This window comes from Falsiroseomonas oryzae, assembly GCF_027856955.1.
GTDB classification, from domain to species: domain Bacteria; phylum Pseudomonadota; class Alphaproteobacteria; order Acetobacterales; family Acetobacteraceae; genus Falsiroseomonas; species Falsiroseomonas oryzae.
Genome location: NZ_JAPSMD010000141.1, coordinates 1 through 12,467, shown reverse-complemented (window position 1 = coordinate 12,467; position 12,467 = coordinate 1). Strand labels below are relative to the sequence as shown.

At 73.5% G+C, this 12,467-nt stretch carries 14 protein-coding genes; 4 read left to right on the top strand and 10 right to left on the bottom strand.

Going from position 1 to position 12,467, the window contains the following annotated elements; genetic code table 11:
• Nucleotides 1-403: SAM-dependent methyltransferase (locus OZN99_RS15030; RefSeq protein WP_270936060.1), on the top strand; the 403-nt coding region annotated here is incomplete at its 5' end.
• Here OZN99_RS15030 and OZN99_RS15025 read toward each other — a convergent pair.
• The 3 genes from OZN99_RS15025 to hemW are packed head-to-tail and all read right to left on the bottom strand — an operon-like array spanning nt 358 to nt 3,511.
• Entirely contained in the window at nt 358-1,341 is a 984-nt protein-coding gene (locus OZN99_RS15025) for a hypothetical protein (RefSeq protein ID WP_270936059.1), read from the bottom strand. The two genes, OZN99_RS15030 and OZN99_RS15025, sit on opposite strands and share 46 nt — an antisense overlap.
• Nucleotides 1,338-2,333 carry a polysaccharide pyruvyl transferase family protein gene (locus tag OZN99_RS15020; RefSeq protein ID WP_270936058.1) on the bottom strand — a complete coding sequence of 332 codons (996 nt, stop codon included), beginning with the start codon at nt 2,331-2,333 and terminating at the stop codon, nt 1,338-1,340. The genes OZN99_RS15025 and OZN99_RS15020 overlap by 4 nt, the downstream gene beginning before the upstream one ends.
• Nucleotides 2,334-2,359: 26 nt before the next feature.
• Complete coding sequence (hemW, locus tag OZN99_RS15015; RefSeq protein ID WP_270936057.1) at nt 2,360-3,511, bottom strand: radical SAM family heme chaperone HemW; 1,152 nt, start codon at nt 3,509-3,511, stop codon at nt 2,360-2,362.
• Nucleotides 3,512-3,528: 17 nt separating this feature from the next.
• Here hemW and OZN99_RS15010 point away from each other — a divergent pair, with 17 nt between their 5' ends.
• The 3 genes from OZN99_RS15010 to OZN99_RS15000 are packed head-to-tail and all read left to right on the top strand — an operon-like array spanning nt 3,529 to nt 5,415.
• Nucleotides 3,529-4,002, top strand: coding sequence for a YbaK/EbsC family protein (locus OZN99_RS15010; RefSeq protein ID WP_270936056.1), 474 nt, complete (start codon nt 3,529-3,531; stop codon nt 4,000-4,002).
• Entirely contained in the window at nt 4,002-4,391 is a 390-nt protein-coding gene (locus OZN99_RS15005) for an MAPEG family protein (RefSeq protein ID WP_270936055.1), read from the top strand. Before OZN99_RS15010 ends, OZN99_RS15005 begins: the two co-directional genes overlap by 1 nt.
• Nucleotides 4,392-4,425: 34 nt before the next feature.
• Entirely contained in the window at nt 4,426-5,415 is a 990-nt protein-coding gene (locus OZN99_RS15000) for a Bug family tripartite tricarboxylate transporter substrate binding protein (protein WP_270936054.1), read from the top strand.
• Between the two features lie 19 nt (nt 5,416-5,434).
• Here OZN99_RS15000 and OZN99_RS14995 read toward each other — a convergent pair whose 3' ends face one another.
• From OZN99_RS14995 to OZN99_RS14965, 7 genes are all read right to left on the bottom strand, one after another.
• Nucleotides 5,435-6,388: a hypothetical protein gene (locus OZN99_RS14995; RefSeq protein ID WP_270936053.1), complete on the bottom strand. Its 954-nt coding sequence runs from the start codon at nt 6,386-6,388 to the stop codon at nt 5,435-5,437.
• Between the two features lie 92 nt (nt 6,389-6,480).
• Nucleotides 6,481-7,452 (bottom strand): tripartite tricarboxylate transporter substrate binding protein, encoded by a 972-nt coding sequence (locus OZN99_RS14990; protein WP_270936052.1) that lies wholly within the window; start codon nt 7,450-7,452, stop codon nt 6,481-6,483.
• An 87-nt stretch (nt 7,453-7,539) separates the two neighbouring features.
• Entirely contained in the window at nt 7,540-8,706 is a 1,167-nt protein-coding gene (locus OZN99_RS14985; RefSeq protein ID WP_270936051.1) for a PQQ-dependent sugar dehydrogenase, read from the bottom strand.
• 194 nt (nt 8,707-8,900) lie between these two features.
• Entirely contained in the window at nt 8,901-10,079 is a 1,179-nt protein-coding gene (locus OZN99_RS14980) for a PQQ-dependent sugar dehydrogenase (protein WP_270936050.1), read from the bottom strand.
• Nucleotides 10,080-10,414: 335 nt separating this feature from the next.
• Nucleotides 10,415-11,032, bottom strand: a complete 618-nt coding sequence (locus tag OZN99_RS14975) for a non-canonical purine NTP pyrophosphatase (protein WP_270936049.1) — start codon at nt 11,030-11,032, stop codon at nt 10,415-10,417.
• The gene (gene rph / locus OZN99_RS14970; protein WP_270936048.1) at nt 11,029-11,781 is read right to left on the bottom strand and encodes a ribonuclease PH; all 753 of its coding nucleotides are present in this window, start codon (nt 11,779-11,781) and stop codon (nt 11,029-11,031) included. The genes OZN99_RS14975 and rph overlap by 4 nt, the downstream gene beginning before the upstream one ends.
• A 40-nt stretch (nt 11,782-11,821) precedes the next feature.
• The coding region (locus tag OZN99_RS14965) for a hypothetical protein (RefSeq protein WP_270936047.1) at nt 11,822-12,467 on the bottom strand (646 nt) is incomplete at its 5' end.

Sequence of the window (12,467 nt, the reverse complement as noted above, 5' to 3'; positions counted from 1 at the left end):
GGCCGCCGAGCGGGCCGGGCTGGCCGCCACCCTGGTCCTGCACGAGGCGCCGCACCGCCTGGCGGAGGCGCTGTCGGCCCTGGCCGAGGGGCTCGGCCCCGACCGTCCGGCGGCGGTGGCGCGCGAGCTGACCAAGCGCTTCGAGGAGGTGCGGCGCGGCAGCCTGGCCGGACTGGCCGCGCACTATGCCGCGAACGAGGCCCGCGGCGAGATCTGCATCGTGGTCGGGCCCGCGCCGGAGGAGGCGACCGGCGCCGAGGACCTGGATGCACGGCTGCGTGAGGCGATGGCCGGCGCCAGCCTGCGCGATGCGGCCGCGATGGTGGCCGCCGCCACCGGCCTGCCGCGCAAGCAGGTCTATGCGCGGGCGCTGGAGCTGGCGAAGGACCCGGGCGCCGGCTGAGGCGGGTCGGCCGCCGGATGCAGCAGGGCGGAGCCCGGCGGCAGCTCGTTCGCCAGCGTCGCGATGCAGGAGACGATTCGCCGGTCCGCGCCGAGCGCGAGCCCGAGCACCGGCACACCCGCCGCTACGGCATAGGCCGCCGGCAGGTCGCGGTTGGTCGCCACCAGCGCGCAACGCGCCACCAGCGCCTTGCAGCGCGCGGGCGTCAGGCGTGCCCGCCAGAACCGGGGCTCGGCCAGTTCCGGCAGCAGCAGCGCCGCACCGGGCAGCACGGCCTCCACCAGCGCCCGGATGGCCGGGAGGTCGTCGTCGGGCCCGCCGGGCAGGCGCATGGGCAGCGGGAGCACCGGCCAGCTCCGCGCGGCGGACAGCGCCTCCGCGATCGCCGGCAGGCGCGGCTGCCAGGATCGGCGCATCTCCGCCCCGCCGCGGATCGCGAGGCCGAGGATGGGGCCCGGCGGCAGCGTCCGCGTCAGCACCGGGTCGGCGGCGACGTGGCGTTCGGGATAGGCCAGGATGCGGAGCGGGGCGGCGATGCGCCACAGCGTCAGCACGTTGGCCGTGCGATGATCGCGCACGGCGATGCGCTCCGCCTGGTCCAGCACGCCGGCGCCTTCGGGTGCGCCGTGACGCGCCGCCCAGCCCTCCAGCGCGAGATTGTGCACGACGAGCCGCGCACCGCCGGCCACCGCGGCCGCGGCCGTGGCCAGCGCGGCCTTCAGCAGCCCGCGGTCCAGGAAGGCGCCGGCCAGCACGACCTGTTCGATGCCCTCGGGCAGCTCCTCCGCCATGACCGGCACGAAGCCATGCGGGGCGCGGCGCGCCCGGGTGGCGAGGAGCAGCGGCGGGTCGTGCGGCACTGCCTCCGCCGCCTCGAGCAGCATGGCGGCGGAGGGCAGGTCGCGGAACGGCGTCTCCGCCAGCAGCAGCGTTCTCATGCGGCGGCGGCTTCGGGCGGCGCGTCCAGGCCGACACAGCGCGAGCCGGGGGCCAGGCGGTGCGACAGCGCGACGAAGGTGCGGCGCAGGCTATCGTCCTCCAGCGGATGCAGGCCGATTACCCGCACGCCGGCGCCGATCGCGTGGATCGCGTTGTGCTTGCGCTGCGTGACGAGCGTGTCGCAGCGCGCGATCAGGCCCTTCAGCCGCGCTGGCGTCAGCTCCGCCCGCCAATGCGTGCGGTCCAGCAGCGCCGGCGCCGCGATCGGCGCGTCCGGCAGGAACTGCGCCAGGAAGTCCGCGATGCCGGCGATGTCGTCCTCCTCCGGCAGGTCGCGATGCACTGTGCTGGCGATCGGCACCACCGCATGGCCGGCGAAGGGTGCGAGCAGGTCGCGCACCCGCGCGGCATCGTGGCGCAGGCACGCCTGCATCAGCGGCAGCGGGATGACGGACAGGCCGAGCAGCTTGCGGCCGCGCGGCAGCAGGCCGTCCGCGAGGTTGTCGTCGGCGGGGATGTCCGCCTCCGGATAGAAGGTGATGCGTGGCATGCGGCCGAGCCCGGCTTCCGCCGCCATCTCGAAGGAGACGTAGTCGCGCACGGTGAAGGAGGCGGCGCCGGCGATCACGCCGCGCGCAGCCTCGTCGAGCCAGCCGAGATCGAACTTGATGCGCGACAGGCCCAGGTTGTGCAGGTGGATCTCCGCCCCGGCCTCCGCCGCGCGCGCCATCCAGGGCATCCAGGCGCGGAAGGCGTCGGAGGTTCCGAACAGCCCGCCGCCGAAGACGATGCGGGACGGCGCGAGGCGCAGCAGCTCCGGCCCGCGCCGGAAGCATCCGGCCAGGCCCGCCACGCAGCGCATCGTCCACGCCGCGTCGGGCGAGAGGGCGAAGGCGTCACCGCCGGGGAAGGCGCGCATCGCCTCGATCAGGCAGAGCTCGTCGCCGAGGTTGCCGTGGCCATAGGCGCCGAGGAAGGCCGTGACGGGCATCGGGGCAGGCAAGCCCAGCCGTGCCGTCAGCGCAACAGCACGGGCAGCAGCGCGTCCAGCCGGAGCAGCCCGTCCGCCGTGGCGACCAGCCTTCCGTCACGCCAGGCGAGCAGCCCCTCCCCTTCCAGCGCATCGAGCATGCGGAGGTCCACCGCCTGATCGAAGGGCAGCAGGCTGCGCGCGGCGATGCGCGCGGGATCCACCCCTTCGGCCAGGCGCAGGCCCATCAGCAGCGCCTCCCGCGCGCGGTCCTGCGGGGACAGCGCCTCCTCCTCCGTCACGGCATGGCCGTCGCGCTGCACCCGCGCCAGCCACTCCTCCGGCGCGCGGTGCCGCCGCGCGGCGAGCAGCGTTCCGTCCGGCATCGTCAGGCGCTGGTGAGCGCCCGCGCCGATGCCGAGGTAGTCGCCATAGCGCCAGTAGGCGAGGTTGTGCCGGCTCTCGGCGCCGGGCTTCGCGTAGTTCGAGACCTCGTAGCGCAGCAGGCCGAAGCGCGCCGCTTCCTCGGCCGTCGCGTCGTAGAGCCGCGCGGCCTCCTCGCCCTCGGGCAGGCGGAAGGCGCCGCGGGCGTGCAGCGTCGCGAACTGCGTGCCCGGCTCGATCGTCAGCTGGTAGAGCGAGAGATGGTCGGCGGCCAGCGCGAGGGCCTGGCGCAGCTCCGCCCGCCAGGCGGATTCCGGCTGGCCGGGCCGAGCATAGATCAGGTCGAAGGAGACCCGCGGGAAAATTTCCCGCGCGAAAGCCAGTGCCCGGATCGCTTCCTGCGCGTCGTGTTTCCGGCCGAGGAACGTTAGGGCCGCAGGATCCAGCGACTGGACGCCGAGCGACACGCGATTCACGCCGGCCGCGCGAAATTCACGCAGCTTTTCGCGTTCCACACTGGTCGGATTCGCCTCCAGCGTGATCTCGATGTCGGGCAGCGGGTCGAACAGCCGCGTCGCGTCGTCGATCAGCGCGGCGGCAGTCTCCGCCTGCATCAGGCTCGGCGTGCCGCCGCCGAAGAAGATCGAGGACAGGGGCCGCCGGCTCGCCCGCGCCGCCTCCCGCGCCAGCTCGGCGCGCAGCGCGGCGGCAAAGCCCGCATGGTCCACCCGGTCCCGGACATGGCTGTTGAAGTCGCAATACGGGCACTTGGCGGCGCAGAAAGGCCAGTGGATGTAGAGGGCCAGGGATTCCATCACCGGGGGATATGGCGATGTCGGGCGGCTCTGTCGAACGGGTGCGGGCGGCGCTGGTCGCGGCCGGGCATCCGGACAGCGTGCGGGCCTTCCCGGAAGGCACCCGCAGCGCCGCGGACGCCGCGGCCGCGGTGGGCTGCGCGGTGGCGCAGATCGCCAAGTCCATCGTGTTCCGCGGCGGGGAGCGGGTGGTGCTGGTCGTCGCCTCCGGCGCCAACCGGGTGGACACGGCGAAGGTGGCCGCCGCGACGGGGCTGAGCATCCGGCGGGCCGATGGCGGCTGGGTGCGCGACGTCACCGGATTCGCCATCGGCGGCGTCGCGCCGCTGGGCCACCTGACGTCGCCGCTGGTGCTGGTGGACGAGGACCTCTTCGCCTTCGACCGGGTCTGGGCCGCCGCCGGATCGCCGATGCATGTCTTCGCCACCACGCCGGAGGAGCTGCTGCGGCTTTCCGGCGGCCGGCGCGCCGACGTGAAGGAGCAGGGCTGATGCTGCCCGTCACGGCGCTCTATGCCGGGATCCTCGGCCTTTACTTCGTCTGGCTGGCGACGCGGGTGATCAAGGCGCGGCGCGTGTATCGCGTCGCGTTGGGTACCTCGCACCGGCTGGTGGAACGCGCGGTGCGCGCGCATGGCAACTTCGCGGAATACGTCCCCTTCGCGCTGCTGCTGATGGCGCTGTGCGAGGTGAACGGCCTGCCGGACTGGGCGCTGCATGTGCTCGGCACCGTGCTGGTGGCGGGACGCGCGCTGCACGCCACGGGCATCGCGCAGGAACCCGAGAATTTCCGCTGGCGCGTGCTGGGGATGAGCCTCACCTTCACCATGCTGGGCGTGGCCGCCGCGGCGCTGCTGGGCTTGGCAGCGGCGACGTTGTGACAGCATAATGACCGGAACCGGGAGGACGAATCCGATGACGGAACATCGCGTCAGCCGCCGTGGCGTGCTAGCCGGACTTGCCGCGGGCGCGCTGGCCGCGCCGCATGTGGCGAATGCGCAGGCCGCCTGGCCCAGCCGACCGATCACGCTGGTTGTCGGCTTCCCGCCGGGCGGCCAGACCGATTTCGCCGCCCGCGTGCTGCAGCCCGGGCTGCAGGCGGCGCTCGGCCAGCCGGTGGCGATCGACAACCGCGGCGGCGCCGGCGGCAACCTGGGCACGGATGCCGTGCTGCGCGCCCGGCCGGACGGCTACACGCTGCTGGCCGGCAATGCCTCTCCCATGGCGATCAATCCCCACACCATGGGGCCGCTGAACTTCGATCCGCTGCAGGCCACGCCGATCGGGATGATGCTGCAATCCTCCCTGATCCTCTGCGTGCATCCCTCGGTCCCGGCGCGGACCGTGCAGGAATTCATCGCCTGGGTGCGGCCGCAGAACGGCCGGGTGAACTACGGCTCCGCCAGCGCGGGCAGCCTGAGCCACACCGCGATGGAGCTGCTGCGCATGCGCGCTGCGCCGCTGCCGATGGAGCATGTCCCGTATCGCGGCTCCGGCCCCGCCATGCAGGACTTCATCGCCGGCCGCTTCAGCGCGATGTTCGACGGCGCCAGCGTGGTCGCGCCCTTCATCCAGGCCGGGCAGCTTCGCGGCATCCTGGCGACGGGCGGCAACCGCAGCCCCGCCTTCCCGGACATCGCGACCAGCGCGGAACAGGGGCTGCAGGACTTCACCTTCACCGCCTGGATCGGCCTCTACGGGCCGCCGGGCCTGCCGCCCGAGATCGTGACGCGCGCCAATGCCGCGCTGAACCAGGCGCTGGCCGACGCCGCGACGCGCGAGCGGATGACGAGCCGCGGCGACGAGCCGGGCGGCGGCACGCCGCAGCAGCTGGCCGAGATCACCCGGCGCGACCACGCGACCTGGGGCCAGGTGGTGCGGGCGGCGAACATCCGGGCGGAGTGAGGCGCGCGCGGGCGGCAGGCTATTTCAGCCGGTCGCCCGACAGCCAGCCGATCACCGGTTCCGTCTTCTGGCCGGTGGCGGTCACGAAGAGGTCGTCGCTGTTCGACTTCAGCAGCTCGACGCGCGCCGCATCCAGCGTGGCGCTCTCCGCCACGAAGCCGAACTGCGCGGCATCCTTGGCGTTCGCGCCGCCATTCTCCTTCAGGTAGTCGTCGATCGTCTTGCCCTGGATGTCGGCGCTGCCCGATGTCCAGGTCGGCGGCAACGGCGGGCTCTTGCGCCGCAGCACGAAGACTGGCTGCTTCGTCTTGTCGAAGACGATCACCCGCGTGGTGTTGTCGTTGAACATCCCGACGATCCGCTCCATGGGCACGGTGCGGGCCTGCGCGCGCTCCTCCTCGATCTTCGCGACCTTGTCGTAGGCGATCATCCGGTCCGTCACGCGAAGCTGCGGCGCAACACCCTGCGCGGCCTCCCGCGCGCTCTGCGCCGCCTGGCGGAAGCTCTCGTTGGTGAAGTAGAACGCGATCACCGTGCCCACCCAGGTGGCGAAGACCGGCAGCACGGCGGTGAAGACGCCCATCAGCAGCGCGTCGATCTTCTGCTCGACGACCTGCTTCTCGACCAGCTGCGTGAAGGCGATCACCAGGCCGAGGGCCAGCGCGGCGATCGCGGCGCTGCCGATCGCCAGCACCACCCAGGCCAGGCGGTCGCGCGTGGAGTCCGTGCCGGTGGTCATGACCGGCGGATCCCGCCGCTGCGTCAGGGGGCCGAGCGCATAGCGCAGCAGAGCAGCGACGCCGAAGGCGATGCCGACCGCCGCCGCGGCCTTCGCCAGCGTCGGCCAGGTCATGACGGAGCTGCTGTCGCGCATCAGCGCGGCGAACAGCCAGAGCAACGCGCCGATCCCGCCGATGGCAGGCAGTGCCCTGAGCAGCCCGTCCCATCGTCCGAGCCTATCGTCCTGCGCCACCGGCCGCCTCCCGCCCTGTCATTCCATGACGTTACGCTGCATCTTCGCCGGTGCGGCCTGCAATAGCCTTGCGCGTCCCGGGTGCGCGCCGCCTATCCCGCGTTCTGCGGCTGCACCCCCGCGGCGCGGGCGGCAGCGCCCCACTTCTCCAGCTCGGCCTGCACGAAGCTGCGCGTCTCGTCGGGGTTGGAGGTTACCACCTCGGCGCCCAGCGTGCGGTGCCGGTCCACGATCTCCGGCCGCTGCACCGCGGCCGTGACCTCCCGGTGCAGGCGCGTCAGCACGGGCGCGGGCAGGTTCGCGGGGCCCATCACCATGCCCCAGGTCGAAGCCTCGAACCCTTGCAGCGTCTCGCCGATGGTCGGCACGTCGGGCAGCTGCGGCGCGCGGGCGGCGCCGGTGGTGGCCAGCGCCTTCAGCGCGCCGGACTGGATGTGGGGCAGCGCCGCCGGGACGGTGTCGAACATGATGTCCACGCGGCCGGCGATCAGGTCGGGATGCGCCTGGGTGCTGCCGCGATAGGGCACGTAGGTCATCTCGATGCCCGTGCGCTGCGCGAACAGCACCGGTGCCAGCCGCACCACCCCGCCGGTGCCGGCGAAGGTGACGTGGCCGCGCGGGTTGCGCTGCGCATGCGCCACAAGCTCCGCCGGCGTGCTCGCGGCGAAGCCGCGCGCGGCGCAGAGCACCAGCGGCGTGCGCGTGGTCAGCGAGATGAAGGTGAAGTCCCGCATCGTGTCGAAGGGCAGCCGGTAGAAGGCGGCATTGACGGGATGCGCGACGGAGACGAGCGCAAGCGTGTAGCCGTCTGGCGCCGCCTTCGCCACCGCGTCCGTGCCGATCACGCCGTCGGCCCCGGCGCGGTTCTCCACCGGCACCGCGACGCCGAGCGCGGCCGCCATCGGCTCCGCGATCAGCCGCGCGGTGATGTCGGAGACGCCGCCCGGCGTGTAGGGCACGATGATGCGGATGGGCCGCGTGGGCCAGGCCTGGGCATGTGCGGCACGCGTGCCGAGGGCCAGGGCGGGCGCGGCCAGCAGGGCCGCGCGGCGGGTGATCGTCATGGGCGCCTTCCTCCATCCGGTCTGCGGCCGGTGGCGCAGCATGGCGCCGAGGGCCGGCAGGCCGAAAGGGGAAAGAGTTGGCGCGGCTCACCCCGGTTCGACGCGGAGGATCCGGGCGCCCTGCGGGTCGTCGGTCAGCAGGTACAGGAACCCGTCCGGTCCCTGCCGCACGTCGCGGATGCGGCGGCCGACGCGGATCGCCTCCTCTCCCACCACGCGCCCCGCTGCATCCAGCCGGATGCGGCGGACGTCCTGCGCCCGCAGGCTGCCGCTGAACAGGTCGCCGCGCCAGGCCGGGAAACGGTCGCCGGTATAGACCACGAGGCCGGAGGGCGCGGTGGTGGTCATCCAGACCAGCGCGGGATCGGCCATCCCCGGCGCGCTGCGCGCCGGCGCGATCTGGTTGCCGCTGCGGTACTCCACGCTGTGGGTCACGGCCGGCCAGCCATAGTTGCGGCCGGCCTCGATGCGGTTCAGCTCGTCGCCGGCCTGGCTGCCATGCTCGTTGGCCCAGACGGCGCGGCGGATCGGATCCCAGGCCAGCCCCTGGTTGTTGCGGTTGCCCCAGGTGAAGATCTCCGGCCGGATGCCCGCCTGGCCTACGAAGGGATTGTCGGCCGGCGCCGCGCCGTCCTCGGTCAGGCGCAGGATCTTGCCGATGTGGTTGGCGCGGTCCTGCGCGTTCTCGCGGATCAGCCGCCCGTCCAGCATGTTCGGCGGGTTGCCGCCGTCGCCGACGGTCAGCAGCAGCGTGCCGTCCGGCAGGAACAGGATGCGGCTGCCGAAATGCGCGTTGTTCGGCTTGGCGCGGTCCACCTCGAAGATCACGCGCAGGTCGCGCAGCGCGTGCGCCTCCGTGTCCAGCACGGCGCGCGCCAGGCGGGTGCGATTGGCCTCCTGCGTGCCATGCGCGTAGCTCAGGAAGAGGGTGCGGTTGCGCGCGAAGTCCGGGTGCAGCGCGACATCCAGCAGCCCGCCCTGCCCCATGGCGTGCACCGCCGGCACGCCGGCGACCGGGCGCGGGTCCAGCGCGCCATCGCGCACCAGGCGCAACCGGCCCGGGCGTTCGGTGACGAGCATCGAGCCGTCCGGCAGGAAGGCCAGGCCCCAGGGCCGCTCCAGCCCCTCCGCCACCGTGGCCAGGCGCACGCCCGCGACATCGGGCGGCGGGGCTTCGCTGATCACCGGCTGGGCCAGCGCGGCTGTTCCAGAGCTCAGCGCAGCGCACAGCAAGGCGGCGCGGATGGCGCGCATGGTCCAATTCTCCCCGGCGTGTCGTTGCGCCAGAGAGAAAGGGCGCGGACGGCGCCCTTCAAGGGCGTGCCAGGCGGCGCATCGGTTGCCCGCCAGACCTCCCACCCCGCGAACGAATGGAGGGGTCCGGGGACGATCATCGTCCCCGGCGGAGCGCGAGGCGGAGCCTCGCCCCCTTGCGCCTTGTTGCCTGCCTAGTTCGGCTCCACCCGCATGATGCGACCGCGCGCGGACCGGTCGGTCACCAGGTAGAGCAGCCCGTCCGGCCCCTGCCGCACGTCGCGCACGCGGTCGCCGACCGGGATCCGCTCCTCCCCCAGTACGCGGCCGCGCGGGTCGAGGCGGATGCGCCGGATGTCCTGGCTCATCAGCCCGCCGGAGAACAGGTCGCCGCGCCAGGCCGGGAAGCGGTTGCCGGTGTAGACCAGCAGGCCGGAGGGCGCGACGGCGCGCGGCCAGACGATGACGGGGTCCGTCATGCCCGGCGCGCCGGTGCCGGTGCCGATGCGGGCATTGGTGGTGTATTCCACGCTGTGCGTCACCACCGGCCAGCCATAGTTCCGCCCGGCCTCCAGCCGGTTCAGCTCGTCGCCGCCCTGCGCGCCGTGGTCGGTGAACCAGGCCATGCGGCGGATCGGGTCGAAGGCCAGCCCCTGGCTGTTGCGGCTGCCGAGGGCGTAGATCTCCGGCCGCGCATTCGCCTGCCCGACGAAGGGGTTGTCGCGCGGGACCCCGCCATCCTCGGCGATGCGCACGATCTTGCCCATGTTCGTCGCCAGGTCCTGCGCATTCTCCCTGACCATGCGGCCATCCTGCCCGAGCGGCTGGTCGCCGCCATCGCCCACGGCGAACAGGATCGTCCCGTCCGGCAGGAAGGCGATGCGGCTGCCGAAGGCGCCGTAGCTGACCTTCTCCGGATGGCCTTCGAAGATCACCCGCACGTCGCGCAGCGCATGCGCCTCCAGGTCCAGGACGGCGCGCGCCAGGCGGGTGCGGTTGGCCTCGTGCGTGCCATGGGCGTAGCTGAAGAAGAGGGTGCGGTTGCGCGCGAAATCCGGGTGCAGGACCAGGTCCGCCATGCCGGCCAGGTGCTGCGCCGATCCCGCGATCCACACCGGCGGCACGCCGGCGATGGGGCGGGGGTCGAGCTGCCCGTCGCGCACCAGGCGGATCTGGCCGCGCCGTTCGGTGAACAGCATGGACCCGTCCGGTAGGAAGGCCAGCGCCCAGGGGCGCGCCAGGTTCTCGACCAGGGTGACGACGCGGACGCCGGCGACTGCGGCGGGGGGCGCTTCGCTCACCACCGGCTGGGCATGGGCCATGCCGCCCAGCAGCAGCAGCCCGCCGACCAGCGCCGCCCGGATCGCCCGCATGCTGAAATCCCCCGACCGCGTCTCAACCGTGAGAAGGCGGGGGCCGTGCCGGGGCGTCAAGCCTGGGGGCGCGGTCCCGCACGGGCTGAAGTTTCCTCGCCCGCTATGCGGGTGGGGCTGCGACGATCCTCGTGTCGAGCCAAGGACGTCGTGGCCAGGGGCCATGCGCGCATGCTAGTCTAGGAATAATGTCACGGGCACGTCGCCGCGCCCGGGCCCGCTCCTTGAAGCCGTCCATCCGCTGCCCGGCCGCCGACCCTCGGGCGGGACCGGGGAATTTGTCCGAAGCCTGCCGCGGCGCCGGGCGCGAAAGGCACCAAGGCGCCCGCGCCGGGTCAGCCCCGGCGCACCGGCAGGCAGGCCGCCGCCAGCTGCGCGAAGGCCGCGGCGCGGTGGCTGATCGCGTGCTTCGAGGCCGGCGTCATCTCGCCGAACGTCTCGGCGTGGCCGTCCGGGACGAACATCGGGTCGTAGCCGAAGCCGTTCGCGCCGCGCGGCGGCCAGATCCAGCTTCCATGTGCCTCGCCCAGGAAGCCCTCGGTGTGACCGTCCGGCCAGGCCAGGACCAGCGCGCAGGAGAACCAGGCCCTTTTGTCCGAGGCGTGCCGCGCCAGCCTCTCCACCTTGCCCATCGCCATCGCGTAGTCGCGACCGTTCGGGGTTTCCGCCCAGTCGGCCGTGCGCACGCCCGGCGCGCCGTCCAGCGCGGCCACCGAGAAGCCGCTGTCATCGGCCAGTGCCGGCAGGCCGGCGGCGGTCGCGGCCGCGAGCGCCTTGATGCGGGCATTGCCGAGGAAGCTCTCCTCGGTCTCCGCCGGCTCGGGCAGGCCGAGCGACCCGGCGGAGACGACCTCGAAGCCCCAGGGCGCGAGCAGCTCCGCGACCTCGCGCACCTTGCCGGCGTTGTGGGTCGCCAGGACCAGCTTCGGCCCTTCCAGCAGCCGATGGCTCACGCCCTGACCGCCTCGCGCTGCCTCGCGAACAACTCGCCCGTGCCCTTGCGCGCCAGGCCCAGCAGCGCGGTCAGCTCGGCCTCGCTGAAGGGCGCGCCCTCGGCCGTGGCCTGCACCTCCACCACGCCGCCCGCGCCGGTCAGGACGAAGTTGCCGTCGGTCTCCGCCTTGCTGTCCTCCTCGTAGTCGAGGTCGAGCACCGGCGTGCCCTGCCAGATCCCGCAGGAGATCGCGGCCACCTGGTCGCGCAGCGGATTCTTCTTCAGCACGTTTTTCGCAATGCAATGCTCGAAGGCCAGGTGCAGCGCGACCCAGGCGCCGGTGATGGAGGCGGTGCGCGTGCCGCCATCCGCGGTCAGCACGTCGCAGTCCAGCGTGACGGTCATCTCGCCCATCGCCTTAAGGTCCGTCACGGCGCGCAGCGACCGGCCGATCAGGCGCTGGATCTCCTGCGTGCGGCCGGACTGCTTGCCGCGCGCGGCCTCGCGGTCGCCGCGGGTGTGGGTGGCGCGCGGCAGCATGCCGTATTCGGCGGTCACCCAGCCCTGGCCGGAGTTGCGCAGGAAGGGCGGCACCTTGCCCTCCACGCTGGCGGTGCAGAGCACCTCCGTCACGCCGAAGCGCACCAGGCACGATCCCTCGGCGTGGCGCGCGGCGCGCGGCGTCAGGCTCACCTGGCGAAGCTCGTCGGCCTGGCGCTTGGAGGGGCGGAAGAAGGGCGGCTTGAAGCCGGCGGGAAACTCGATCATGCGCGCCCCCTACCGCCGCCGCGGGGGGCGCGTCCAGCGTTCAGCCGAGGCCGAGCAGGATCAGGTCGGCGATGCCGGTCGCCTCCCAGTCCACCGCCCGCAGGTCGGCGACAGGCGCCGCGAGCATGGCCGCGACCTTCTCCCGCGCGGTCGCGACGGCATGGCGCATCCGGCCGGCATCCGCCGGCGGCGGATCGCTGCGCAGCGCGCCGCTGCCGTCCCAGCGCAGCGTGTCCGTCCAGGCGGCGCGCGCCGGCGTGCCCTGCCAGCGCTGCCCGCAGCTGCCGCGCACCCGCTGGAAGGCGCAGGCCAGCTGCACCGTGCCGCCCTCGCCCGGCTCCAGCCGCCCGGTCAGGCGGGCCTCGCTCTCGCAGCTGCTGTTGTCGCGCGCGTCGAGGTTCTCGAGCCCGATGACGCGCAGCCTGCCCTGGTCGTCGGCGGCGATGACGGCGCCGAGCTGCTGCGCCACCCCGGTGCCGGTCAGCCCGGCCATGTTCAGCAGCACCACCTCCCGGTTGGCCAGCGGCAGCACGCGGGGCGTGCCGGTGCCGCCGTGGCGGACCGGCAGGATCACCTCGCCGGTCACCGCCCCGGTGGCGCGCAGCCGCTGCGCGCGCTCCCGCCCGGCGATGGCGGAGACCTCGACCGGCACCGGCGGTCCGCCGGGCCGCAGCCGGGCTTCGACC

Excerpts from the sequence above, each read along its gene's own strand:
- OZN99_RS15025 (WP_270936059.1), bottom strand. The coding sequence starts at position 1,341 with ATGAGAACGCTGCTGCTGGCGGAGACGCCGTTCCGCGACCTGCCCTCC.
- OZN99_RS15020 (WP_270936058.1), bottom strand. The coding sequence starts at position 2,333 with ATGCCCGTCACGGCCTTCCTCGGCGCCTATGGCCACGGCAACCTCGGC.
- hemW (WP_270936057.1), bottom strand. The coding sequence starts at position 3,511 with ATGGAATCCCTGGCCCTCTACATCCACTGGCCTTTCTGCGCCGCCAAG.
- OZN99_RS15010 (WP_270936056.1), top strand. The coding sequence starts at position 3,529 with ATGTCGGGCGGCTCTGTCGAACGGGTGCGGGCGGCGCTGGTCGCGGCC.
- OZN99_RS15005 (WP_270936055.1), top strand. The coding sequence starts at position 4,002 with ATGCTGCCCGTCACGGCGCTCTATGCCGGGATCCTCGGCCTTTACTTC.
- OZN99_RS15000 (WP_270936054.1), top strand. The coding sequence starts at position 4,426 with ATGACGGAACATCGCGTCAGCCGCCGTGGCGTGCTAGCCGGACTTGCC.
- OZN99_RS14990 (WP_270936052.1), bottom strand. The coding sequence starts at position 7,452 with ATGACGATCACCCGCCGCGCGGCCCTGCTGGCCGCGCCCGCCCTGGCC.
- OZN99_RS14985 (WP_270936051.1), bottom strand. The coding sequence starts at position 8,706 with ATGCGCGCCATCCGCGCCGCCTTGCTGTGCGCTGCGCTGAGCTCTGGA.
- OZN99_RS14980 (WP_270936050.1), bottom strand. The coding sequence starts at position 10,079 with ATGCGGGCGATCCGGGCGGCGCTGGTCGGCGGGCTGCTGCTGCTGGGC.
- rph (WP_270936048.1), bottom strand. The coding sequence starts at position 11,781 with ATGATCGAGTTTCCCGCCGGCTTCAAGCCGCCCTTCTTCCGCCCCTCC.